Origin of the sequence: Acidovorax sp. LjRoot66 (assembly GCF_964253305.1) — a bacterium.
Taxonomy (GTDB): Bacteria; Pseudomonadota; Gammaproteobacteria; order Burkholderiales; family Burkholderiaceae_C; genus Acidovorax.
The window spans coordinates 2,216,837-2,239,987 of the sequence record NZ_CAXUQU020000001.1 but is presented as its reverse complement, the minus strand read 5'-3'; the positions used below and the strand labels follow the sequence as shown (position 1 = coordinate 2,239,987).

The 23,151-nt window shown below is 62.0% G+C and carries 20 protein-coding genes; 14 read left to right on the top strand and 6 right to left on the bottom strand.

The window, feature by feature from the left end; genetic code table 11:
* Window positions 1–7 precede the first annotated feature (7 nt).
* Together ACSQ3Y_RS10330 and ACSQ3Y_RS10325 are read left to right on the top strand one after the other, a co-directional pair.
* Window positions 8–301 (top strand): DUF4148 domain-containing protein, encoded by a 294-nt coding sequence (locus ACSQ3Y_RS10330; protein ID WP_145699468.1) that lies wholly within the window; start codon window positions 8–10, stop codon window positions 299–301.
* A gap of 60 nt (window positions 302–361) precedes the next feature.
* A complete protein-coding gene (locus ACSQ3Y_RS10325) occupies window positions 362–655 on the top strand; it encodes a DUF4148 domain-containing protein (protein ID WP_428000083.1) in 294 nt (97 codons plus the stop codon).
* Window positions 656–820: 165 nt separating this feature from the next.
* On the opposite strand, the gene acnB is transcribed toward ACSQ3Y_RS10325, so the two are convergent.
* From acnB to ACSQ3Y_RS10300, 5 genes are all read right to left on the bottom strand, one after another.
* On the bottom strand, window positions 821–3,406 hold the full coding sequence (gene acnB / locus ACSQ3Y_RS10320) for a bifunctional aconitate hydratase 2/2-methylisocitrate dehydratase (protein WP_436177203.1): 2,586 nt from the start codon (window positions 3,404–3,406) through the stop codon (window positions 821–823).
* A gap of 93 nt (window positions 3,407–3,499) precedes the next feature.
* Window positions 3,500–4,168 (bottom strand): hypothetical protein, encoded by a 669-nt coding sequence (locus tag ACSQ3Y_RS10315; protein ID WP_436177202.1) that lies wholly within the window; start codon window positions 4,166–4,168, stop codon window positions 3,500–3,502.
* A 23-nt stretch (window positions 4,169–4,191) separates the two neighbouring features.
* Window positions 4,192–5,214: an HpcH/HpaI aldolase/citrate lyase family protein gene (locus ACSQ3Y_RS10310; RefSeq protein ID WP_436177201.1), complete on the bottom strand. Its 1,023-nt coding sequence runs from the start codon at window positions 5,212–5,214 to the stop codon at window positions 4,192–4,194.
* The gene (gene tam / locus ACSQ3Y_RS10305; RefSeq protein WP_436177200.1) at window positions 5,211–5,999 is read right to left on the bottom strand and encodes a trans-aconitate 2-methyltransferase; all 789 of its coding nucleotides are present in this window, start codon (window positions 5,997–5,999) and stop codon (window positions 5,211–5,213) included. The genes ACSQ3Y_RS10310 and tam overlap by 4 nt, the downstream gene beginning before the upstream one ends.
* Window positions 6,000–6,023: 24 nt before the next feature.
* Window positions 6,024–7,010, bottom strand: a complete 987-nt coding sequence (locus tag ACSQ3Y_RS10300; RefSeq protein WP_007848463.1) for a malate dehydrogenase — start codon at window positions 7,008–7,010, stop codon at window positions 6,024–6,026.
* Window positions 7,011–7,259: 249 nt separating this feature from the next.
* On the opposite strand from ACSQ3Y_RS10300, the gene ACSQ3Y_RS10295 reads away from it, so the two are divergent.
* The 9 genes from ACSQ3Y_RS10295 (at window position 7,260) to ACSQ3Y_RS10255 (ending at window position 17,737) form a co-directional block, all read left to right on the top strand.
* Window positions 7,260–8,048: a GntR family transcriptional regulator gene (locus ACSQ3Y_RS10295; protein ID WP_057199746.1), complete on the top strand. Its 789-nt coding sequence runs from the start codon at window positions 7,260–7,262 to the stop codon at window positions 8,046–8,048.
* A 133-nt stretch (window positions 8,049–8,181) separates the two neighbouring features.
* The gene (gene sdhC, locus ACSQ3Y_RS10290; RefSeq protein ID WP_057199745.1) at window positions 8,182–8,616 is read left to right on the top strand and encodes a succinate dehydrogenase, cytochrome b556 subunit; all 435 of its coding nucleotides are present in this window, start codon (window positions 8,182–8,184) and stop codon (window positions 8,614–8,616) included.
* An 81-nt stretch (window positions 8,617–8,697) separates the two neighbouring features.
* Window positions 8,698–9,063, top strand: a complete 366-nt coding sequence (gene sdhD, locus ACSQ3Y_RS10285) for a succinate dehydrogenase, hydrophobic membrane anchor protein (protein ID WP_057265881.1) — start codon at window positions 8,698–8,700, stop codon at window positions 9,061–9,063.
* Window positions 9,064–9,096: 33 nt separating this feature from the next.
* Window positions 9,097–10,902 (top strand): succinate dehydrogenase flavoprotein subunit, encoded by a 1,806-nt coding sequence (sdhA, locus tag ACSQ3Y_RS10280; RefSeq protein WP_436177199.1) that lies wholly within the window; start codon window positions 9,097–9,099, stop codon window positions 10,900–10,902.
* 28 nt (window positions 10,903–10,930) lie between these two features.
* Entirely contained in the window at window positions 10,931–11,632 is a 702-nt protein-coding gene (locus ACSQ3Y_RS10275; protein ID WP_057199742.1) for a succinate dehydrogenase iron-sulfur subunit, read from the top strand.
* A 25-nt stretch (window positions 11,633–11,657) separates the two neighbouring features.
* Complete coding sequence (locus ACSQ3Y_RS10270; RefSeq protein WP_057199741.1) at window positions 11,658–11,981, top strand: succinate dehydrogenase assembly factor 2; 324 nt, start codon at window positions 11,658–11,660, stop codon at window positions 11,979–11,981.
* A gap of 62 nt (window positions 11,982–12,043) precedes the next feature.
* Complete coding sequence (locus ACSQ3Y_RS10265; protein WP_409960238.1) at window positions 12,044–13,354, top strand: citrate synthase; 1,311 nt, start codon at window positions 12,044–12,046, stop codon at window positions 13,352–13,354.
* A 251-nt stretch (window positions 13,355–13,605) separates the two neighbouring features.
* On the top strand, window positions 13,606–15,012 hold the full coding sequence (locus tag ACSQ3Y_RS10260; protein WP_436177198.1) for a DUF4041 domain-containing protein: 1,407 nt from the start codon (window positions 13,606–13,608) through the stop codon (window positions 15,010–15,012).
* Window positions 15,013–15,037: 25 nt separating this feature from the next.
* On the top strand, window positions 15,038–17,737 hold the full coding sequence (locus ACSQ3Y_RS10255; RefSeq protein WP_436177197.1) for an ATP-dependent DNA helicase: 2,700 nt from the start codon (window positions 15,038–15,040) through the stop codon (window positions 17,735–17,737).
* A gap of 59 nt (window positions 17,738–17,796) precedes the next feature.
* On the opposite strand, the gene ACSQ3Y_RS10250 is transcribed toward ACSQ3Y_RS10255, so the two are convergent.
* Window positions 17,797–18,849, bottom strand: a complete 1,053-nt coding sequence (locus tag ACSQ3Y_RS10250; protein ID WP_436177196.1) for a GlxA family transcriptional regulator — start codon at window positions 18,847–18,849, stop codon at window positions 17,797–17,799.
* A gap of 218 nt (window positions 18,850–19,067) precedes the next feature.
* On the opposite strand from ACSQ3Y_RS10250, the gene ACSQ3Y_RS10245 reads away from it, so the two are divergent.
* The 3 genes from ACSQ3Y_RS10245 to ACSQ3Y_RS10235 all read left to right on the top strand — a co-directional run bounded on the left by ACSQ3Y_RS10245 (window position 19,068) and on the right by ACSQ3Y_RS10235 (window position 23,124).
* Entirely contained in the window at window positions 19,068–20,183 is a 1,116-nt protein-coding gene (locus tag ACSQ3Y_RS10245) for an S-(hydroxymethyl)glutathione dehydrogenase/class III alcohol dehydrogenase (RefSeq protein ID WP_436180105.1), read from the top strand.
* A 147-nt stretch (window positions 20,184–20,330) separates the two neighbouring features.
* Window positions 20,331–21,209, top strand: coding sequence for an S-formylglutathione hydrolase (gene fghA, locus ACSQ3Y_RS10240; RefSeq protein WP_436177195.1), 879 nt, complete (start codon window positions 20,331–20,333; stop codon window positions 21,207–21,209).
* Between the two features lie 112 nt (window positions 21,210–21,321).
* A complete protein-coding gene (locus tag ACSQ3Y_RS10235) occupies window positions 21,322–23,124 on the top strand; it encodes a phosphoethanolamine transferase (protein ID WP_436177194.1) in 1,803 nt (600 codons plus the stop codon).
* Window positions 23,125–23,151 lie beyond the last annotated feature (27 nt).

Here is a 23,151-nt window from a genome sequence, read left to right as displayed (position 1 = left end):
TTTCATCATGAACACGACCGCACGCTTCCTCTCCATCGCCGCTGTTGCCGCTTTCGCTTCTTTCGGTGCCCAAGCCGACGAAGCCGATGCTTCGCAATTCGCCACCAAGTTCGAAACCAACCGCACCCGCGCCGAAGTGGCCGCTGAAGCCGCTACCGTGGCCCAGACCCGCAGCATCGAACCCGCTGGTTCGCGTGTGGTGACCTACAAGTCCACCGCTGACCGCGCTGCCGTGCGTGCCCAGGCTGCCGATGCCGTGCGCACCGGCCAGATCTCTTCCGGCGAAATCGGCGCTCTGTAAGCCGCTCCGGATTGAACTGACCTGACCTCCTATCCAACCCAACAAAGAATCGAGATCACCATGAACAAGACTGCACGTTTCCTCTCCCTGGCCGCTGTTGCCGCTTTCGTTTCCTTCGGTGCCCAGGCTGACGAAGCCGATGCTTCGCAGTTCGCCACCAAGTTCGAAACCCAACGCACCCGTGCCGAAGTGGCTGCTGAAGCTGCCACCGTGGCACAGACCCGCAGCACCGAACCCGCTGGTTCGCGTGTGGTGACCTACAAGTCGACGGCCGACCGTGCTGCCGTGCGTGCCGCTGCTGCCGAGGCTGTTCGCACCGGCCAGATCCCTTCGGGCGAAATCAGCGCCATGTAAAGAATGCGGGCCTTCCCATGGTGGTGGTATCTCACGGTCGTGGGTGCCGCCACCATGTGGAAGTGTTTCCCCACTCCCCAAGCAAAACGGGCTCCCATCTGGGAGCCCGTTTTTCTTTGGGGACCATGTCCAGCCCCGCAAGGGGCTGGGCGATCCGCTGATCGATCAGGCGGTGACGCCGTCTGCCACGTCCTTGAACTCGGCGATCTGGTCGAAGTTCAGGTACTTGTAGATCTTGTCGCCGTTCTGGTTGAGCACACCCATGTCGGCCAGGTACTCTTCCTTGGAAGGAATGCGGCCCAGCTTGGAGCAGATGGCCGAGAGTTCGGCCGAGCCCAGGTAGACGTTGGTGTTCTTGCCCAGGCGGTTGGGGAAGTTGCGGGTGCTGGTGGACATCACGGTGGCGCCCTCCTTCACCTGGGCCTGGTTGCCCATGCACAGCGAGCAGCCGGGCATTTCCATGCGGGCGCCGGCCGCGCCGAACACGCCATAGTGGCCTTCTTCGGTGAGCTGGTGCGCGTCCATCTTCGTGGGCGGTGCCATCCACAGCTTGACGGGGATGTCGCGCTTGCCTTCGAGCAGCTTGGAGGCTGCGCGGAAGTGGCCGATGTTGGTCATGCACGAGCCGATGAACACTTCGTCGATGGCGGCGCCGGCCACGTCCGACAGCGTCTTGGCGTCATCGGGGTCGTTGGGGCAGCAGACGATGGGTTCGGTGATCTCGGCCAGGTCGATCTCGATGATGGCGGCGTAGTCGGCGTTCTCATCGGGGGCCAGCAGCTGGGGGTTGGCCAGCCAGGCTTCCATGGCCTTGATGCGGCGGCCGATGGTGCGTGCGTCGGCGTAGCCCTGGGCGATCATGTTCTTGAGCAGCACGATGTTCGAGTTGATGTACTCGATCACAGGCTCCTTGTTCAGGCGCACGGTGCAGCCGGCGGCAGAGCGCTCGGCCGATGCGTCGGACAGCTCGAACGCCTGCTCGACCTTCATGTCCGGCAGGCCTTCGATTTCGAGGATGCGGCCCGAGAAGATGTTCTTCTTGCCCTGCTTGGCCACGGTGAGGTGGCCTTCCTTGATGGCGTACAGCGGAATCGCGTGCACCAGGTCGCGCAGCGTGACGCCAGGCTGCATCTTGCCCTTGAAGCGCACCAGCACCGATTCAGGCATATCCAGGGGCATCACGCCCGTGGCGGCAGCAAACGCCACCAGGCCGGAGCCGGCGGGGAAGCTGATGCCGATGGGGAAGCGCGTGTGCGAGTCGCCGCCGGTGCCCACGGTGTCGGGCAGCAGCATGCGGTTGAGCCAGCTGTGGATGATGCCGTCGCCGGGCTTGAGCGAGATGCCGCCGCGCGTGCTGATGAAATCAGGCAGCTCGTGGTGCATCTTCACGTCCACGGGCTTGGGGTAGGCAGCCGTGTGGCAGAAGGACTGCATCACCAGGTCGGAGCTGAAGCCCAGGCAGGCCAGGTCCTTCAGTTCGTCGCGCGTCATGGGGCCGGTGGTGTCCTGCGAGCCGACCGAGGTCATGCGCGGTTCGCAGTACGTGCCGGGCACCACGCCCAGGCCTTCGGGCAGGCCGCAGGCACGGCCGACCATCTTTTGCGCCAGCGTGAAGCCCTTGCCGGTGGCGGCAGGCACTTGCGGCAGGCGGAACAGGGTGGAAGGCGCCAGGCCCAGGGCCTCGCGGGCCTTGGCGGTGAGGCCACGGCCGATGATCAGCGGAATGCGGCCACCGGCGCGCACTTCGTCGAACAGCACGTCGCTCTTGACGGTGAACTCGGCGACGACCTGGCCGTCCTTCAGCGCCTTGCCGGCGTAGGGCAGCAGCTCAATCTCGTCGCCCATGTTCATCTGGCTCACATCGAGCTCGATGGGCAGTGCGCCCGCGTCTTCCATGGTGTTGTAGAAGATGGGAGCGATCTTGCTGCCCAGGCACACGCCGCCGAAGCGCTTGTTGGGCACGAACGGAATGTCTTCACCCGTGAACCATAGCACGCTGTTGGTGGCCGACTTGCGGCTCGAACCCGTGCCGACCACGTCGCCCACGTAGGCGACCAGGTTGCCCTTGGCGCGCAGGTCTTCCAGGAACTTGATGGGGCCGCGCTTGCCGTCTTCTTCGGGCGTGATGCCGTCGCGCTTGTTCTTGAGCATGGCCAGGGCATGCAGCGGGATGTCGGGGCGGCTCCAGGCGTCGGGCGCGGGCGACAGATCATCGGTGTTGGTTTCGCCAGTGACCTTGAGCACGGTGAGCTTGATGCTCTGCGGCACTTCGGGGCGGGTGGTGAACCACTCGGCGTCGGCCCAGCTTTGCAGCACGGACTTGGCGAAGGTGTTGCCCTTGTCGGCCTTTTCCTTGACGTCATGGAACTGGTCGAACATCAACAGCGTCTTCTTGAGCGCTTCGGCGGCGACGGAGGCCACGGCCGCGTCGTCCAGCAGGTCGATCAGGGGAGTGAGGTTGTAGCCACCCAGCATGGTGCCCAGCAGCTGCGTGGCCTTTTCGCGGCCGATCAGCGTGCACACCTCGGTACCGTGCGCCACGGCGGCCAGGTAGCTGGCCTTGACCTTGGCGGCGTCGTCCACACCGGCAGGCACGCGGTGCGTGATCAGGTCCACCAGCGTGGCTTCTTCGCCTTGGGGTGGGTTCTTGAGCAGCTCGACCAGTTCGCCGGTCTGCTTGGCCGTCAGGGGCAGCGGTGGGATGCCCAGCGCGGCGCGCTCGGCCACATGGTCACGGTAGGCTTTCAACATCATTTCTCTCCGGTTGCGTTCTAAAGTGGGGTGGTGGCGCCGGGGCTGCAAGGGCCATGCGGCGCGGGGGTGCCGTGTCTCGTCGGGTTCTGGTTATTTGGTGGTGGCGGTGGCCGTGGCAGCAGGCGCGGGGTCGAACACGCTCTGCGGCGGGGCCTTCTTGGCGGCCTCGGCCACCAGGGTCTGCTCGGCGCTCATGCACTCGTCGGCCAGGCGCTGGCCCAGCTTCTGGTTCATCAGCATGGACTTGTTGGCGATCTGCAGCCACACGGCGCCGCCTTTGGCGTCTTCGAGGCGCACGGCGCCGGTGCTGGTGACCACGGGGGTCATGTGGTACTTGAAGCCCTTGCCCTCGATGGTGAAGCGGCCGGGCGTGGCGGCGTCGGCCGTCACGTTGACGAAAGCGCCCAGCTCGCAGGCGATGCGGCCGGTGTGCACCTTCTGGGCAATGGCCTGCTCCTCAGGGCTCAGCGCGGCATCGGCGGCGATGAGGCCGGAGGCGACCTGGTTGGCCGCCGTGTTGAGCTGCTGGCGGCTGCTGGTGGGCTCGGCCTTGGCGGTCTTCTTGGGCGGAGCCTTGTCCTTGGCTTCGGCCGACTTGGCTGCAGGCTTTGCGGCCGGCTTGGCGGCAGCCTCTTTCTTGGGTGCGGCTTCCTTCTTGGCGGCGGGCGCGCTCTTCTTGGCGGGCTCGGCTGCGGCCTGCGCCAGGGCAAGGCCAGGGGCCACCAGCATCAGGGCGGAGGTGAGGATCAGTGATTTCATGGGGGAAGTCCTGGAAAAAAGGTTCAGGCGTCGTGGTGGGGAGCGGGGGAAGCAGCAAACCAGTGGGCCACTTCGGGCGGCAGTGCGCGCCCGGTCTGGTGGGCGCGTTCAAGCACCTGCCAGTAGTAGCGGTAGCTGGCGCGGTCGTGCAGGGTGCCATCGTGGCTGATGGGCGCCCAGTCGGCCTGCGCAGCAGCGGCAATGATGCGTGCGGACAGGTCGATCTCGTCCTGCCGGGGCGCAAACGCCTGCAAGATGGGGCGGATCTGGCCGGGGTGGATGCTCCACATGCGGGTGTAGCCCAGCTCCTGCGATGCGCGGGTGGCGGCGGCCTGCATGGCAGCGGTGTCATTGAATTCGGTGACCACGCAGTGCGACGGCACCTTGCCGTGGGCATGGCAGGCGGCGGCGATCTCGAGCTTGGCGCGCACCACCAGCGGGTGCTCGAACTGGCCGCGCGAGCCCATGGCCAACGAAGGGATGGCCCCGCCATGCGCCGAGACAAAATCCATGAGCCCGAAGCTGATGCTCTGCACACGCGGGTGCGCAGCGATCTCGAACGAGCGGTGCACGGCGGCGGGCGATTCGATCAGCACGTGCAGCGGCAGGTGGCCGGCCGATGCGGCGAGCAGCGCCTTTTCGGCGTGCAGCACGTCGTCCACCGACTCCACCTTGGGCACCATGATGTGCGACAGGCGGTGGCCGGCCTCACCCGCGATGGTGGCGATATCGTTGGCAAAGGCGGCGTGGTCCACAGTGTGCACGCGGGCCGCCACGCGCGCGCCGTTGGCGGCATTAAGCGCCAGCGATGCGACCAGGGCGGCGTGCTCGCGCTCCTGGCCCACGGGGGCGCCGTCTTCACAGTCCAGGGTGACGTCGAACACGCAGTGGCCGAACTCGGCGGTCATCTCGGCCTGCAGCTGCAGGCTCTTTTTCATGCGCGCCTCCACACCGCTGTAGTGGTCGCACACGGGCAGGCGGCTGGCACCGGCCTGGGCGCCCAGCAGCACGCTGGCGGGGTGGGCGGGAGAGGCAACAGTGCTCATGGTGCGGGGCGCTGCGCAACGATGAACATGCGCGGAAAGGCCAGCAGGCGGTTGCCATCGCTGCGCAGGGGGTAGGCGTCGCTGATGCGGCGCTCGTACTCGGCGAGGAAGCTGGCGCGCAGTTCGTCCGACAGCGGATCGAGGAAGGGCCGCAGCCCGGTGCTGCGCAGCCAGTCGACGATGGCGCCGGCCGTGGGCATGACGTGCTGGTAGACGGTGTGCCACACGTCCACCAGGGCAGCCTCCTTGGCCAGCATGTCGTAGTAGCCGGCAATTGTGGCCAGCTCGGTGCGCACGGCATCGGCGTCGCCGATGGGCTCGCGCCAGGGTGCTTCGCCGGCCACGGCGCGCATCAGGCGGTGCGAAGGCTCCTGCCGGTTGTCGGGCATCTGGATGGCCAGCACGCCGCCGGGGGCGAGCAGGCTGAACAACCGGGGAACCAGGGTTTCGTGCCCCGCCACCCACTGCAGGGCGGCGTTGGCGTAAATCAGGTCGGGTGCCACGTCGGGCACCCAGGTGGCGATGTCGCCTTGTTCAAAGGCCGTGCCGGGCAGGCGCTCGCGCGCGCTGGCCAGCATGGCTTTGGAGGTGTCGATGCCGGTGACCTGCGCCTTTGGAAAGCGCTGCACCAGCAGCTCGGTGGAGTTGCCTGGCCCACAGCCCAGGTCCACCACATGGGCGGCACTGGAGAGGTCGGCCAGGGGCACCCGCGCCAGCAGCTCCTGGGCCGGGCGCGTGCGCTCGTCCTCGAAGCGGCGGTAGAGCGCGGGGTTCCAGTCGAGCATGTACGACAGCCTGCCTATGGATGATTACAGCAGGTGCTTGACGCCGTCTTGCTCGCCTTGCAGCTCGGCCAGGGTCTTGTCGATGCGCTCTTGCGAGAAGGCGTCGATCTCCAGGCCTTCAACCAGCTTGTACTCGCCGTTTTCGCAGGTGACGGGGAAGCCGAACATGGTGTCCTTGGGGATGCCGTACTGGCCGTCCGACGGGATGCCCATGGTGACCCACTTGCCGTTGGTGCCCAGGGCCCAGTCGCGCATGTGGTCGATGGCGGCGTTGGCAGCCGAGGCAGCCGACGACAGGCCGCGTGCTTCGATGATGGCCGCGCCGCGCTTGCCCACGGTGGGCAGGAAGGTGTTGGCGTTCCATTCCTGGTCGTTGATCATCTTGGCGACGCTTTCGCCGTTGATGGTGGCAAAACGGTAGTCGGCGTACATCGTGGGCGAGTGGTTGCCCCAGACGGTCAGCTTTTCGATGTCGGCCACGGCCTTGCCGGTCTTGGCAGCGATCTGGCTGGCAGCGCGGTTGTGGTCCAGGCGCAGCATGGCGGTGAAGTTCTTGCGTGGCAGGTCAGGTGCCGACTTCATGGCGATGTAGGCGTTGGTGTTGGCAGGGTTGCCGACGACCAGCACCTTCACGTTGCGCGAGGCCACGGCGTTCAGGGCCTTGCCCTGTGCCGTGAAGATGGCGCCGTTGACGGCCAGCAGCTCGGCGCGTTCCATGCCCGGGCCACGTGGGCGCGAACCGACCAGCAGGGCGTAGTCGGCGTCCTTGAAGGCGGTCATCGGGTCGCTGTGGGCTTCCATGCCGACCAGCAGGGGGAACGCGCAATCGTCCAACTCCATCATCACGCCCTTGAGCGCCTTCTGGGGGCCTTCGACAGGGACTTCGAGCAGTTGCAGAATGACCGGCTGGTCCTTGCCCAGCATTTCGCCGGAGGCGATACGGAACAGCAGTGCGTAACCGATTTGACCAGCGGCGCCGGTGACGGCTACGCGAACGGGCTTCTTGCTCATGGTGAGAACTCCAGGGAAGTGAGGAAATCAGGGGGTGTGTGCAACGCAAGCACCAGCGCCTGTTACCAGCAGCCCGTGCCCCGCAAAACAGCCTTGGAGTGTACTGCCGATTCAATACCCCGGTCAATTTGTCTTATGTCTTATATAAGATATGATCAGGACCCTGAAAAAGCAACCTGGGGAAGGTGTGCGCCTGCCCGCTCGCAGCGCACCACACGCCCCCAGACACAGCCCCATTTTTCGACTGCCATGTCCTCGCTACCGCTCAACGCCGACACCCCTGCGCAGCCAACGACTGGCGCGGGCTCTGCCACGCCGGCGTTCAGCCCGCTGTACCAGCAGATCAAGGGGCTCATCCTGCAAAGCCTGCAACAAGGCGAGTGGAAGCCCGGCGAAGCCATCCCCAGCGAAATGGACCTGGCCGCGCGCTTTCGCGTGAGCCAGGGCACGGTGCGCAAGGCCATCGACGAGCTGGCGGCAGAAAACCTGGTGATGCGCCGGCAGGGCAAGGGCACCTTTGTGGCCACGCATGCCGAGCAGCATGTGCAGTACCGCTTTTTGAAGCTCATGCCCGACACCGGCGACGCCCGCGTGGAGGGCCGCGCCCAGCGCCAGGTGATCGACTGCAAGCGCGTGCGCGCCAGCGCCGACGTGGCGCGGGCCCTGGCCCTGCGCAGCGCCGACCCGGTGATGCAGGCGCGGCGCGTGCTGTCGTTTGCGGGGGTGCCCACCATCCTCGAAGACATCTGGCTGCCGGGCCAGGCTTTCAAAGGGCTGACGGCCGACCAGTTGGCCAGCTACGAAGGCCCTACTTACGCCATGTTCGAAATCGACTTCGGCGTGCGCATGGTGCGCGCCGAGGAGAAAATACGCGCCGTGCTGCCTGATGCCGAACAGGCTGCGGTGCTGATGGTGGCACCGGGCACGCCGCTGCTCAGCGTGGAGCGCATTGCGTACACCTACAACGACGTTCCCATGGAGTTACGGCGCGGCCTGTACCTCACGGACACCCACCACTACCGTAATGAACTGAGCTGACACTACCCTGGCAACCGAGCGGAAATGTCGGCATTAGGGGCGACTTGAAACCGTGTGTGTTGCGTTGCAATAGAATTTTGCGTTCTTTGCATGTCCAAATTACAAAGCAGTTACATCCACGAAAGCACAAAACATGACCGAACTCGCCAAAAAACGGCCTGAATTCCGCAACATCAATGCCTTCAAGGACCTGACCACCTACCGCATGACCCCTGCAGCGTGGGTGTCGATCCTGCACCGCGGCAGCGGGCTGATCATGTTCCTGTTGCTGCCTTTCATCATCTGGATGTTCGACACCTCGGTGTCGTCCGAAATCTCGTTCGCCAAGTTCACCGCGGCCTTCAGCATCGGCATCGGCTTCGTGCCCGGCTGGTTCATCAAGCTGGTGGCCCTCGCGCTGATCTGGTCGTACCTGCACCACTTCACCGCCGGCCTGCGCCACCTGTGGATGGACGTGAGCCACAGCGCCGTGAACAAGCAGTTCGGCAAGACCTCGTCCATCGTGGTCTTCGTGGTCAGCATCACGCTGGCCGTGGTGCTGGGCGCCAAGCTGTTCGGCCTGTACTGATCGATCGATAACCACCCCATAAAAAAAGCGGTGACCGCTGCCATTCCGCAGCAAACACCGCCGCACAAGAGGAAAGTACCCATGTCCGTCAATTACGGTTCCAAGCGCATCGTCGTCGGTGCCCACTACGGCCTGCGCGACTGGCTGAGCCAGCGCGTCACCGCCATCCTGATGGCGCTGTTCACCGTGGCCCTGCTGGCCCAGGTGATCTTCAACAAGGGCCCCATGGGCTACGACAAGTGGGCCGGCATCTTCTCGGCCCAGTGGATGAAGGTGCTGACCTTCACCGTGATCATTGCGTTGGCCTGGCACGTCTGGGTCGGGGTGCGCGAAGTCCTGATGGACTACGTCAAGCCCGTGGTTCTGCGCCTGGCACTGCAGGTTTTCACCATCGTCTGGCTCGTCGGCTGCGCCGGCTGGGGCATCCAGGTTCTGTGGCGTCTCTGATACCGATCCCCCGCGACTGAAGGCAAACAACAAATGAGCTACTCCAAAGCTAACATCACCAAGCGCAAGTTCGACGTCGTCATCGTCGGTGCCGGCGGCTCCGGCATGCGCGCCTCGCTGGAACTGTCCCGCGCCGGCCTGAACGTGGCCTGCCTGTCCAAGGTATTCCCCACCCGCTCGCACACGGTTGCAGCGCAGGGCGGCGTGTCCGCCTCGCTGGGCAACATGAGCGAAGACAACTGGCACTACCACTTCTACGACACCATCAAGGGCTCTGACTGGCTTGGCGACCAGGACGCCATCGAGTTCATGTGCCGCGAAGCACCCAACGTGGTGATCGAGCTCGAACACTTCGGCATGCCGTTCGACCGCAATCCCGACGGCACCATCTACCAGCGCCCCTTCGGCGGCCACACCGCCAACTACGGTGAAAAGCCCGTGCAGCGCGCCTGCGCAGCGGCCGACCGCACCGGCCACGCCATGCTGCACACGCTGTACCAGCAGAACGTGAAGTCCAAGACCAACTTCTTCGTGGAGTGGATGGCGCTGGACCTGATCCGCAACACCCAGGGCGACGTCGTCGGCGTGACTGCGCTGGAGCTGGAAACCGGCGACCTGTATGAGCTGCACGCCAAGGCCGTGCTGCTGGCCACTGGTGGCGCGGGCCGCATCTTCGCGGCATCGACCAACGCCTTCATCAACACCGGCGACGGCCTGGGCATGGCGGCACGTGCCGGCATCCCGCTGCAGGACATGGAGTTCTGGCAGTTCCACCCCACCGGCGTGGCCGGCGCGGGCGTGCTGCTGACCGAAGGCTGCCGCGGCGAAGGCGCCATTTTGCTCAACAGCAATGGCGAGCGCTTCATGGAGCGCTATGCGCCCACCCTGAAGGACCTGGCGCCGCGTGACTTCGTGTCGCGCTCGATGGACCAGGAAATCAAGGAAGGCCGTGGCTGTGGTCCGAACAAGGACTACATCCTGATGAAGCTGGACCACCTGGGCGCGGACACCATCCGCAAGCGCCTGCCATCGGTGGAAGAAATCGGCCACAACTTCGCCAACGTGGACATCACCAAGGAACCGATCCCTGTGGTGCCCACCATCCACTACCAGATGGGTGGCATCCCCACCAACATCAATGGCCAGGTCGTGGTGCACGACGGCCAGCAGAACAACGTGGTCAACGGCCTCTACGCCGTGGGCGAATGCTCGTGCGTGTCGGTGCACGGCGCCAACCGCCTGGGCACCAACTCGCTGCTCGACCTGCTGGTCTTCGGCAAGTCGGCCGGCAAGCACATCGTGAGCTACGTGAAGGGCTTTGGCGACAACCTGGCCGTGCCCGCTGACGGTGCAGAACGCACCCTGGCGCGCCTGAACCAGCTGCAGGACTCCACCGAAGGCATCTACGCGCAGGACGTCGCCAACGACATCCGCGCCAGCATGCAGCAGCACGCCGGCGTGTTCCGCACGCAGGTCAGCATGGACGAAGGCACGGTCAAGATCAACGCCATCCGCGAACGTGTGGGCGGCGTGACCCTGAAGGACAAGTCCAAGGTCTGGAACACCGCGCGCATGGAAGCGCTGGAAGTCGACAACCTGATCGAAGTGGCCCAGGCCACGATGACCTCGGCCGCGGCCCGCCGCGAATGCCGTGGCGCGCACACGGTGTACGACTACGAGCACCCTGCCGACCACGCCGAGTTCCCGCTGGGCCGCAACGACAAGGAGTGGATGAAGCACACCCTGTGGCACAGCGCGAACAACAGCCTGACCTACAAGCCTGTGAACCTCAAGCCCCTGACGGTGGACAGCGTGCCTCCCAAGGTCCGTACGTTCTGATGATCCAGCAGCCTCACGAAAGAACAACATGAAGCGCACCTTTCAAATCTACCGCTACGACCCGGACAAGGACGCCAAGCCCTACATGCAGACCATCGAGATCGAACTCGACGGCCACGAGCGCATGCTGCTGGACGCCCTGGTCAAGCTCAAGGAGCAGGACCCGTCGCTGTCGTTCCGCCGTTCGTGCCGCGAAGGCGTGTGCGGCTCGGACGCCATGAACATCAACGGCAAGAACGGCCTGGCCTGCCTGACGAACATGAACACCCTCAAGGGCACCATCGTTCTCAAGCCCCTGCCCGGCCTGCCAGTGATCCGCGACCTGATCGTGGACATGACGCAGTTCTTCAAGCAGTACAACTCGATCAAGCCCTACCTCATCACCGAGGACCTGGCCCCCGAGAAGGAACGCCTGCAGAGCCCCGAAGAGCGCGAAGAGCTCAACGGCCTGTACGAGTGCATTCTGTGCGCCAGCTGCTCCACGAGCTGCCCCAGCTTCTGGTGGAACCCCGACAAGTTCGTGGGCCCCGCCGGCCTGCTGCAGGCCTACCGCTTCATCGCCGACAGCCGCGACGAAGCCACGGCTGAGCGCCTGGACAACCTGGAAGACCCGTACCGCCTGTTCCGCTGCCACACCATCATGAACTGCGTGGACGTGTGCCCCAAGGGCCTGAACCCCACGATGGCCATCGGCAAGATCAAGGAACTGATGGTGCGCCGCACTGTCTGACCCTGTACAGAGCACCCTCGACACCATGTCCGAAGACACCTCGACCCCCGTCCTGCCGGAGCCCACTGACCTGCTGGACGACCGCGAGCGCGCCAAGCTGCACTGGCGCTCGCGCCGCGGCCTGCTGGAGAACGATCTCTACATCGAGAACTTCTTCGCGCTGCACGGGGCGAGCATCAACTGGCGCCAGGCCCAGGGCATGACCACGCTGATGGACCTGGCGGACAACGACCTTTTGGACCTGGTGCTCGCCCGCCGCGAGCCCGAAGGTCCCCTCGATACAGAAGAAGTGCGTGAAGTACTCGGCATGCTGCGGCTCAGTGGTGGCGCAGCGCGGCCCCGGGCCTGACCTGGAGACAGGGCCCCCTACCACCGGAATTCCGGCAAACCACCTACCCAAGGAAAGTAACAATGAAGCTAGCTGACAACAAAGCCACCCTGTCGTTCAGTAACGGCAGCCCCAGCGTGGACCTGCCGGTCTACCAGGGCAGCATTGGCCCGGATGTCATCGACATCCGCAAGCTGTACGCGCAAACGGGCATGTTCACCTATGACCCGGGCTTCCTGTCGACGGCAGCAACCCAGTCGGCCATCACCTACATCGATGGCGACAAGGGCGAACTGCTGTACCGCGGCTACCCCATTGAGCAGTTGGCCCAGAACTGCGACTTCCTGGAAACCTGCCACCTGCTGCTGTACGGTGACCTGCCCAACGAAGCGCAAAAGACCGACTTCACCAGCCGCGTGACCAACCACACCATGGTCAACGAGCAGATGCAGTTCTTCCTTCGTGGCTTTCGCCGTGACGCGCACCCCATGGCGGTGCTGACCGGCCTGGTGGGCGCCCTGTCGGCCTTCTACCATGACAGCACGGACATCAACAACCCGCAGCACCGCGAGATCGCTGCCATCCGCCTGATCGCCAAGATGCCCACCCTGGTGGCCATGGCGTACAAGTACGGCGTGGGCCAGCCCTACATGTACCCGCAGAACAACCTGAGCTACGCAGGCAACTTCCTGCGCATGATGTTTGGCACGCCCTGCGAAGAGTACAAGGTCAACCCCGTGCTGGAACGCGCGCTGGACCGCATCTTCATCCTGCACGCAGACCACGAGCAGAACGCATCGACCTCCACCGTGCGCCTGTGCGGCTCGTCGGGCACCAACCCGTTTGCAGCCATCGCCGCCGGCGTGGCCTGCCTCTGGGGCCCTGCCCACGGCGGCGCCAACGAAGCAGCGCTGAACATGCTGTACGACATCCAGGCCCAGGGCGGCGTGGAAAAGATCGGCGAGTTCATCAAGCAGGTCAAGGACAAGAACTCCGGCGTCAAGCTCATGGGCTTTGGCCACCGCGTGTACAAGAACTACGACCCCCGCGCCAAGCTCATGCAGGAAACCTGCAACGAAGTGCTGGCTGAACTGGGCCTGGAAAACGACCCCCTGTTCAAGCTGGCCAAGGAACTGGAAAAGATCGCCCTGGAAGACGACTACTTCGTGCAGCGCAAGCTCTACCCGAACGTGGACTTCTACTCCGGCATCGTGCAGCGCGCCATCGGCATCCCCGTGAACCTGTTCACCGGCATCTTCAGCCTGGCCCGTACCGTCGGCTGGATCGCCCAGCTGAACGAAATGATCGGCGACCCCGAGTACAAGATCGGCCGACCACGCCAGCTGTTCACGGGCTCCGTGCGCCGGGATGTGCCGCCGCTGGACAAGCGCTGAGCGTTTGGCGCTTGCGCTTGGAAGGCTTCGGTCTTCCGGCACAGATAGGAAAGCCCGCTTCGGCGGGCTTTTTTCATTGCTGGGTCCATATGAGCAATGCAGTCGCAAGTAGATCCAAGTTGGCGTGGCCAAGAACCGGCCACACTCCTCATCTGGCTGTTTAAAAGTTGCAAAAAGATACAAGATCGCGCACGCTGAAGATCATATGAAACCGCGCTAGCGCGGCTAAGAATCAGATCAGAGGGGGAGCAATGCCGAAAGAACAGGCGATTCCATTCTTTGGCGCGCGGCGGTACGCACGCGAGTTGTTGCGAGAGATAGAGTTGCTCGAGATTAGCCGTGATCGAGCTCTAGCAGACCTAGCACACGCAAATGCAGCGTTAGCGAGCGAGTCGAAGGAGCACAAGCAAAAGCAAGAAGTCGTTGACCGGCTTGGCTTGCTGTCTGTGGTCCAAGTGGAGCAGCACAAGAAAGAGATCGAACGCGAAATCAATTTGCTTCTCGCAAAAAAGGCGGCTGTCGAGGCAGACATGGCAGCCCAGATAGCTGCAGCGATGCAACGCCTGGAGGCCATAAAAGCCGATATCGTCGTCACCGAGGAAACGGCCCTGCTCCAAGAGGTCGGCGTCTACCGATATGCCCACCCGCTCTCCAACGCGGTGGCCTACCAAGCCGAGCTTGGCCGCGTCGAGTCCAAGATCAAAGAGATGCTGAAGAGCGACGGCGAAGCTGTGCTGGCAACGACCAACTGGGCAGTTGATGGCTCGGTGGCGCAGGGCAGGAAGATGGTGAAGGAAACCGCAAAGCTGATGCTGCGGGCCTTCAACGCCGAGGCGGACAACCTCGTTCGCACCATGAAGCCTCATAAGCTCGATGCGGCGAAAGACCGCTTGGCGAAGGTTTCGGAAACCATCGCCCGCCTGGGCAAGACGATGACGATCCGTATCTCTGATCCATTTTTCAGGCTACGAGTCCAAGAGCTGGAACTGACGGCCGACTTCCTTCACAAGCAGTATGAAGAGAAGCAAGCCGAGCGCGAAGAACGCGAGCGGCTCAAGGAAGAGCGTAAGGCCCAGCAAGAGATGGAGCGCGAACGCGTTCGTCTGGAAAAAGAGAGGCAGCACTACGCCAATGCTCTTGAGGCATTGATCCGGAAGGGTGACGAAGAGGCCGCAGAACGCATGCGAGCACAGATGGCGGATGTGCAGCGCGCGATTGAAGATGTCGACTACCGAGCGGCGAACATCCGGGCCGGGTATGTCTATGTCATCTCCAACATTGGCTCGTTCGGCGAGAAGATGGTGAAGATTGGCATGACTCGGCGTCTTGATCCGATGGACCGAATCCGAGAATTGAGCGATGCGTCGATGCCATTCAACTTCGATGTCCACGCCCTGTTCTTCTCCAAGGATGCGGTGACCATTGAAACGACGATGCATCAGCAGTTCGCTAGTGCACGGGTCAATGGTGTGAATATGCGGCGCGAATTCTTTCACATCTCTCCAGCGCAAGCCAAAGTCGGGTTATCAGCTCTTGCAGGGGACATTCTACAGTTCCAGGATACGCCTGACGCTATTGAATATAGAGAAACTTTATCTATAAATAGACACGGAAGCCTCAAAGAGCAAGCCACACGAGAGCATTCTTCGCATCCATAGTTAGACAAAAAGAGGAATAAAAGCAATGACGACAATTGGAAATCAGATCCATAGCGCCAATGAAGTTATTTGTCAAAACATAAAACTTCTATTCGATCAAAGGGGTCTTCTCTCTCAAAACATCCTCTCCCAAATTAGAAACTTGGTGGAGGGAGTAGTCGTCCGCCTTCATACAGGCTCCTCTGATCTCGATTTCCACTATGATGCCGTAGAATTAGGATTGGCCTTTGTCAAATCTCGAGCTAAGTCTAATTTCTTAGGAAAATTCCACAAACTAATCCAAAAAAGTGCGTCCCACTACACGCTAGATGGAGATGCTTCTGAGCGATTAATGCTCAAGTACTATGAATACTTACTCCGCACCCGCAGCTTGATTCAAGAAAGTTGCAGAATTCCAATTCTACAAAATCTCGAATCATTTCCGATAGATCTCGATCCGTCTTTAAGTGAATATCACGAAAAAATATCAGCAAAAATTGATTCCACCTATTCATCAAGACCTGATATAGTCATCCGAGACCGATACTACATACATAAAACACGCCCTTTTTTCACCCAAGGTAAAATTTACTACGAAATCACCTTCTATCGCGCAGTCAACAAAGTCAGCAAATTTGATCGGATTATTGCATTTACTCATATCGATATAACCGATAAATATGCAGCCATGCTGACAATTCAGCGAGAATCGATCGACGTACTCAACCAGTCGATGCCAATTAGCATCATCACGGAATGGGAAGTCTCAATCCGCCCTTGCGAGCTTGACAATTTCTCCCGTTTACTCGGCATCAAAACGTCAATTCGAACTAATTCCGCGGAATATCAGAGCCTGATGCGTTGGCTGACAAACGAATCAGAAAGTCTAGTAGATATTTGCGAAATGCCTGATGCAAGATATTCAGCACTAAGGGCAGCAATCTCTGGAGGCGCTGCCAAGATGCAAATTCTCCCTGTGCTTGATGAAGTACGAAGAATTGCAAAACAAGCCTCGCCAGGTAGCAATATTCTTCGATACTTGATTTTGCGAATGCGCAATCAAGTCCTCAAACAACAGTATTCCCGGGAAAATTGCAATCATTTATCCGGAATGAGATTTCAGTATGGCTGCATTCCGTTCGACACGATGCCTTTTTGCACATCCCTTATTGGACACAACCCACGATACTGGGATTTGGTTGAGAGTTTAAATATCAGCGAACGAAAGCATGAACTGCTTGCCCGGCATGTGAAGAACAATGTGGATCGGCATGGAGTACTTTATACACCCGCTTCTGATTTAGCTGAGCTTGGAAATATTGATGACTTGGTATCTTTGCACAATAGAAATCTCTATTACAAGCATACAGAACGTCGCCTTGTCCATGATAAGGGACATGTCTTCATTTGCGGACATGAGAACGAGACTGTATCTATCATCCAAAAGCTTCAGACAAGTGCATCTTCTCTCATCGACGGCTACACTCCAGCCGTGGAACGTTGGCTAACGGAAGCACCGCGTGGCATCGATGATCCCGCCAAGGAAGATGCACTAAAAAAATTATTCAGCCAGTCGCGTGTGGCCGTGATTTACGGGGCGGCCGGTACGGGAAAATCTACAATGGTTGATCATATAGCTCACTATTTTAAAGATAAACAAAAGCTTTTCCTTGCACACACGAACCCCGCCATAGATAATCTCAAAAGAAAAGTTACAGCACAAAACTCAGACTTTAAAACGATAAGCAGTCAGCTTAGCAAAAAAACGACTAAACAAGACTATGACCTTCTCGTTATCGACGAGTGCAGCACAGTGAGCAACTCAGATTTAATTAGAGTACTAGACACCACCTCCTACAAATTGCTCATTCTTGTAGGTGATGTTTATCAAATTGAATCCATTCAATTTGGCAATTGGTTTGAAATTATTCGCTCATTCATTCCAAAAAGTTCAGTATTTGAGTTAAAAACACCCTTCAGAACAAGAAACAAATCCTTACTGAACTTTTGGGGGAAAGTCCGCTCCATTGAGGATGACATTGCCGAAATCATGGCAAAAAATGGATACTCAACAGTACTTAACAAGTCGCTTTTTGAGCCCCAGGGCCAGGATGAAATAATCTTATGCCTAAATTATGATGGTCTCTACGGCATCAACAATATCAACAGATTTTTACAAAGCAGCAACCATGGTGCCGCAACCACTTGGCGTGTCTCGACCTACAAGGTCGGTGATCCAGTACTCTTCAACGAGACGGAGCGATTTCGCTCTGTAATTTACAACAACCTGAAAGGCTGGATCGTCGGAATCAAACATGATTCAGAGCACATTCAGTTTGACATCAAACTTGATCGACCCCTTAGCGAATTTGATGTTGAAGGTGATGAAATTGAATGGATAGGGGAATCAACAGTGCGCTTCATCGTCTACGGAAATGATGCCAGCGATGAGGATGACGACTCTCTGAACACGACCGTTCCATTTCAAGTCGCATATGCCGTTTCTATCCACAAGGCTCAAGGCCTTGAATACGAGTCGGTAAAAATAGTTATTACAGATGCTAACGAAGACGATATTACGCACAGTATATTCTACACCGCCGTAACAAGGGCACGTGAACGTTTGCGTATTTTCTGGACGCCCGAAACGCAGCAAAAGGTTTTGAAGGGTTTGAACCGCGACTCTCATACCAAGGACGTCGCGCTTTTAGTCAACCGTCGTGGTCTAACGCCAGCAAGTCAATAAGTACAGTACTTTAAAGCGCGCTTTTTTACGCAAGGAACGCTGAGAGCAAATCTCATATCTCACCGCCTCCCCGGCCCCCCAAACCTCTCCCGATAAGCCTGCGGCGTAATCCCCAGATGCCGCACAAACAGCTGCCGCAGCGCCTGCTCCGACCCCATACCCACCCGCGCGGCCACGGTCTTCAGCGGCAGTGCCGCTTGCGGCTGGGAGGTTGACTCCAGCAACCGCCGCGCCCCTTCCAACCGCGCTGCATCCACAAACGCCGAAGGCGTCCGCCCCGTCTCCTGCACAAACACCCGCCGAAAGTGCCGCTCGCTCATGGCCGCGCGGGCGGCCAGCGCGGCCAGGGGCATGGGTTCGGCCAGGTGGTCGAGCACCCAGGTCTGCACGGCCTGGATGTCGCGGTGGGCGGTGCCCTGGCTGGCCAGTTGCACGCTGAACTGGGACTGGCCGCCGGGGCGCTTGAGGTACATGACCAGGTCGCGCGCCACCTCCAGTGCGAGGGCGTGGCCAAAATCTTCTTCCACCAGGGCCAGGGCGAGGTCGATGCCGGCGGTGACGCCTGCCGATGTCCACAGCGGGCCGTCGCGCACGTAGATGGCGTCGGGGTCCACGTCGATGGCGGGGTAGCGCTGGCGCAGCAGGGCGGCCACGCTCCAGTGGGTGGCGGCGCGGCGGCCGTCGAGCAGGCCGGCGGCGGCGAGGAAGAAGCTGCCCGAGCACAGGGCGATCATGCGGTCCACGCGCGGGGCCACGCGGGCGGCCCAGGCGACCAGGTCGGGCGAGGCGGCCAGCACCTGCTCGATGTTGCGCGAGCCGACGAGCACCACGGTGCAGCCTGTGCCGCCCTCATGTCCTTGTCGTTGCTCCAGCTCCGCAAGGGTGTGGGTGGCCGTGAGGGCCATCAGGGTGTCGGACTGCACGGCCCCGGCCTGGGCCGCCACCACGCGCACGGCATAGCCATCGGGCCGGCCGTGCTGGCGCAGGTGGACGTTTGCGTAGTCGAACACGGACATGGGGCCCACGGCCTCCAGCGCCTTGAAGCCGGGGTAGACGACGAGGTCGATGCGGTGGGGCTGGCCGGCGGGGTGGTGGTGTTGTGGGTGGTCCATGGGGCGCGCAAATGCAGGGAAAGTGCGATGGACTATACGGGGGCCGATGTCCGCCAAGGCTGTGTACCGTTGAATTCGGCCATACCCCCAAGGTCTGCGGCCATGGGTTTTGGATAGCCCTGCAGATGGCCTACAGTCACGAAGTCAACGCACGCTAGGCGGTCGCAGAACCCCTGGCCCCCTCCCCTTTGCCAACCCATTCCCCCAACACCATGACCATCAAATCCAAAGCCGCCGTGGCCTTCAAGGCCGGAGAACCCCTGCAGATCGTCGAGATCGACGTGGCGCCGCCGAAAAAGGGCGAGGTGCTGATCCGCATCACCGACACGGGCGTGTGCCACACGGATGCCTTCACCCTGAGCGGTGACGACCCCGAGGGCCTGTTCCCCGTGGTGCTGGGCCATGAGGGAGCGGGCATTGTGGTGGAGGTGGGCGAAGGCGTGACCAGCGTGAAGCCGGGCGACCATGTGATTCCGCTGTACACCGCAGAGTGCGGCGAGTGCCTGTTCTGCAAGAGCGGCAAGACCAACCTGTGCGTGGCGGTGCGCGCCACGCAGGGCAAGGGCGTGATGCCCGATGGCACGACGCGTTTCAGCTACAACGGCCAGCCGATCTACCACTACATGGGCTGCTCGACCTTCAGCGAGTACACGGTGGTGGCCGAGGTGTCGCTGGCCAAGATCAACCCCCAGGCCAACCCCGAGCAGGTGTGCCTGCTGGGCTGCGGCGTGACCACGGGCCTGGGCGCGGTGAAGAACACAGCCAAGGTGCAGGAGGGTGACACGGTGGCAGTGTTTGGCCTGGGCGGCATTGGCCTGGCGGTGATCCAGGGCGCCAAGCTGGCCAAGGCAGGGCGCATCATCGCGATCGATACCAACCCCAGCAAGTTCGACCTGGCCCGCACCTTTGGCGCGACCGACTGCGTGAACCCCAAGGACCATGACAAGCCGATTCAGCAGGTGATCGTGGAGATGACGACCTGGGGCGTGGACCACAGCTTCGAGTGCATCGGCAACGTGAACGTGATGCGTGCGGCGCTGGAATGCGCGCACCGCGGCTGGGGCCAGTCGGTCATCATCGGCGTGGCGGGCGCGGGGCAGGAGATTTCGACCCGCCCCTTCCAGCTGGTCACGGGCCGCAAATGGATGGGCACGGCCTTTGGCGGCGTGAAGGGCCGCAGCGAGCTGCCCGGCATGGTGGAAGACGCCATGGCCGGCAAGATCCAGCTGGAGCCGTTTGTGACGCACACCATGGGGCTGAAGGACATCAACGAAGCGTTTGATCTGATGCACGAAGGCAAGTCCATCCGCTCGGTCGTCAAATACGCCGCCTGAACGAATTTGCCTTCAACCGGCTAACGTCGTTGGGGAGCCTTGCCGTGCAAACGCACTGTCTGCGGCTCCCCGCCTAGTTATCCGGCTGAATCCAAATCCGTCGGACACGGCATACGCCACGATCACGAAAGCCTTGCGAACTGAACCATGTCGAACACATCCACACCTTTCGAACTGCTCAGCGAGCACGCCTGCTTTGGCGGCGTGCAGCGCTTTTATCAGCATGCCTCCGCCGAGATCGGCCTGCCGATGAAGTTCTCAGTCTACCTGCCGCCGCAGGCACAACAAGGGCCCGTGCCGGCCCTGCTGTTCCTGGCGGGGCTGACCTGCACCGAAGAGACCTTCATGGTCAAGGCCGGGGCCCAGCGCCTGGCGTCCGAACTGGGGCTGGCGCTGATTGCGCCCGACACCAGCCCGCGTGGCGCCAATGTGCCGGGCGAGGCCGAGGGCTGGGACTTTGGCGTGGGAGCGGGCTTTTACCTCGACGCCACAGCGGAACCCTGGGCGCGCCACTGGCGCATGGAAAGCTACCTGGTGAAGGAGCTGCTGCCGCAGGTGCTGGCGCAGTTGCCTGTGGACGGTGAGCGGCTGGGCATCTTCGGCCACTCGATGGGCGGGCATGGTGCGCTGACGCTGGCGCTGCGCCACCCGGGGCGGTTCAAGAGCGTGTCGGCGTTTGCGCCGATCTGCGCGCCCACGCAGTGCCCCTGGGGCGAGAAGGCCTTCACCGGCTACCTGGGTGCGGACCGCACGGCCTGGGGCGAGCACGATGCCACGGTGCTGATGCAGAACCACCCTATTGCGCCCTACCCGGCGGGCATCCTGATCGACCAGGGGCTGGCCGACAAGTTCTTGCCCACGCAGTTGCACCCGGAGCTGTTCGAGGCGGCGTGCAAAGCCATTGGCCAGCCGCTGACGCTGCGCCGGCACGAGGGGTATGACCACGGGTACTACTTCATCCAGAGCTTCATGGCGGACCACCTGGCGCACCATGCGGGGCAGTTGGGCAGGCTGCCCGGCCAGTGACGGGCGCCGGCACGGACGCTGGCGGGATCAGGACCTGGGCGGGCCAGCGCTGCTCATCTGGCGCTAAGCCGGCATTAATGGCCACTTAAGCCTGGGGCGGGAGACTCCCGCCATGCACCAGACCCTGCCGCTGCTGCGGCCCCTTCCGCCCTCTTCTTCCACCCCGCATGCCACCAGCCCCGACCCCACGGCACCGCCGCGGGAGGAACTGCACCCGGCCTGGGTGGTGCTGCTGATCAGCCTGTGGCTGGCCACCGTGTGCAACGTGCCGCTGTGGCGCGAGGTGGCCACGCTGCCCGGCCACGGCAGCCTGCGCGGCTGGGGCTTTGCGCTGGCCTTTGGCGCCATCGTCACGGCCGGCAACGCCGGGCTGCTGGCCCTGCTGGCCTGGCGCTGGACGCTCAAGCCCGCTGCCGCACTGCTGCTGGTGATGGCGGCCTTTGGTGCCTATTTCATGCTGGCCTTTGGCATTGCCATCGATGCGAGCATGCTCACCAACGTGCTGCAGACCGATGTGCACGAGGCGGGCGACTTGCTCAGCCTGCGCATGCTGGTTACCGTGGCTGCGCTGGCTGCACCGCCGCTGCTGTGGTTGGTGCGCACGCCGGTGCGGCGCCTGTCGCCGATCAAGCAGGTGGCGCACAACGGCTTGCTGCTGGCGGGCTCCATCGTGGTCATCGTGGCCAGCCTGCTGATGGTGTTTCAGGATTTTTCGTCCACCATGCGCAACCACACCAAGCTGCGCTATTTGATCAATCCGCTCAACAGTGTGTACGCGTTGGGCAACGTGGCGGCCAAGCCGTTTCGCATCGACAACCGCACGCTGGTGCCTGTGGGCCGCGATGCCCACCTGGGCGCCAGCTACGCCGGTCAGGCCAAGCCGCCGCTGCTGGTGCTGGTGCTGGGCGAGACCGGGCGCAGCGGCAATTTCGGCATCAACGGCTATGCACGCGACACCACGCCCCTGTTGTCGGCGCGCAGCAAGGAGCTGGTGAGTGCGGGCAATGCCTGGTCGTGCGGCACCAGCACGGCGGCATCGGTGCCGTGCATGTTCTCGCACCTGGGCAAGAGCGGGTACGAGGGGCGATCCGCCAACTTCGAGAGCCTGATCGACGTGTTGCACCATGCCGGCCTGGCCGTGCTGTGGCTGGACAACCAGTCGGGCTGCAAGGGCGTGTGCGACCGCCTGGGCGACACCAACACCGCCAACCTGAAAGACCCCGAGCTGTGCACCCACAAGGGCGAGTGCCTGGACCGCATCATGCTGAAAGACCTGGACGCACGCATCGCCGCCCTGCCGGCCGAGCAGCGCCAGCGCGGCACGGTGGTGGTGATGCACCAGCTGGGCAGCCATGGGCCGGCGTACTACAAACGCTCTGCGCCCGATGCCAAGAAGTTCTTGCCCGAATGCGCCTCGACCTCGCTGCAGGAGTGTGACCGCCAGCAGGTGGTGAATGCTTATGACAACAGCGTGGTGGAGACGGACCGGTTTCTCGATGGCGTGTTGCAATGGCTGTCCACCCAGAACAGCTCCGCACAGACGGCGATGGTGTATGTAGCCGACCATGGCGAATCGCTGGGCGAGAACAACATCTACCTGCATGGCCTGCCCTATTCGATTGCGCCCGATGTGCAAAAGCACGTGCCGTGGGTCACCTGGCTGTCGCCCGCCATGCAGTCGCGCATCGGTGCCAGCACGGGTTGCCTGCAGAAGGACCTGGCCACGCGGCGCATCACGCACGACCATTATTTCCACTCGGTGCTGGGCCTGATGGACGTGCAGACCGGTGCCTACCAGCCCGAGCAGGACATGTTCACGCCCTGCCGCGATGCGGGGGCCGCGCAGGCGCGGGCCGATGGGCCTGGTGGCGCCACACCGCCCCTGGCGGTGGTGGCCCCCACACGCAAATCCTGACAGCCCTCACCCCGGGACAACACGCTG

Bases quoted from the DNA above. Each gene is read 5' to 3' on its own strand.
- ACSQ3Y_RS10330 (WP_145699468.1), top strand. From the start codon at position 8: ATGAACACGACCGCACGCTTCCTCTCCATCGCCGCTGTTGCCGCTTTC.
- ACSQ3Y_RS10325 (WP_428000083.1), top strand. From the start codon at position 362: ATGAACAAGACTGCACGTTTCCTCTCCCTGGCCGCTGTTGCCGCTTTC.
- acnB (WP_436177203.1), bottom strand. From the start codon at position 3,406: ATGTTGAAAGCCTACCGTGACCATGTGGCCGAGCGCGCCGCGCTGGGC.
- ACSQ3Y_RS10315 (WP_436177202.1), bottom strand. From the start codon at position 4,168: ATGAAATCACTGATCCTCACCTCCGCCCTGATGCTGGTGGCCCCTGGC.
- ACSQ3Y_RS10310 (WP_436177201.1), bottom strand. From the start codon at position 5,214: ATGAGCACTGTTGCCTCTCCCGCCCACCCCGCCAGCGTGCTGCTGGGC.
- tam (WP_436177200.1), bottom strand. From the start codon at position 5,999: ATGCTCGACTGGAACCCCGCGCTCTACCGCCGCTTCGAGGACGAGCGC.
- ACSQ3Y_RS10300 (WP_007848463.1), bottom strand. From the start codon at position 7,010: ATGAGCAAGAAGCCCGTTCGCGTAGCCGTCACCGGCGCCGCTGGTCAA.
- ACSQ3Y_RS10295 (WP_057199746.1), top strand. From the start codon at position 7,260: ATGTCCTCGCTACCGCTCAACGCCGACACCCCTGCGCAGCCAACGACT.
- sdhC (WP_057199745.1), top strand. From the start codon at position 8,182: ATGACCGAACTCGCCAAAAAACGGCCTGAATTCCGCAACATCAATGCC.
- sdhD (WP_057265881.1), top strand. From the start codon at position 8,698: ATGTCCGTCAATTACGGTTCCAAGCGCATCGTCGTCGGTGCCCACTAC.
- sdhA (WP_436177199.1), top strand. From the start codon at position 9,097: ATGAGCTACTCCAAAGCTAACATCACCAAGCGCAAGTTCGACGTCGTC.
- ACSQ3Y_RS10275 (WP_057199742.1), top strand. From the start codon at position 10,931: ATGAAGCGCACCTTTCAAATCTACCGCTACGACCCGGACAAGGACGCC.
- ACSQ3Y_RS10270 (WP_057199741.1), top strand. From the start codon at position 11,658: ATGTCCGAAGACACCTCGACCCCCGTCCTGCCGGAGCCCACTGACCTG.
- ACSQ3Y_RS10265 (WP_409960238.1), top strand. From the start codon at position 12,044: ATGAAGCTAGCTGACAACAAAGCCACCCTGTCGTTCAGTAACGGCAGC.
- ACSQ3Y_RS10260 (WP_436177198.1), top strand. From the start codon at position 13,606: ATGCCGAAAGAACAGGCGATTCCATTCTTTGGCGCGCGGCGGTACGCA.
- ACSQ3Y_RS10255 (WP_436177197.1), top strand. From the start codon at position 15,038: ATGACGACAATTGGAAATCAGATCCATAGCGCCAATGAAGTTATTTGT.
- ACSQ3Y_RS10250 (WP_436177196.1), bottom strand. From the start codon at position 18,849: ATGGACCACCCACAACACCACCACCCCGCCGGCCAGCCCCACCGCATC.
- fghA (WP_436177195.1), top strand. From the start codon at position 20,331: ATGTCGAACACATCCACACCTTTCGAACTGCTCAGCGAGCACGCCTGC.
- ACSQ3Y_RS10235 (WP_436177194.1), top strand. From the start codon at position 21,322: ATGCACCAGACCCTGCCGCTGCTGCGGCCCCTTCCGCCCTCTTCTTCC.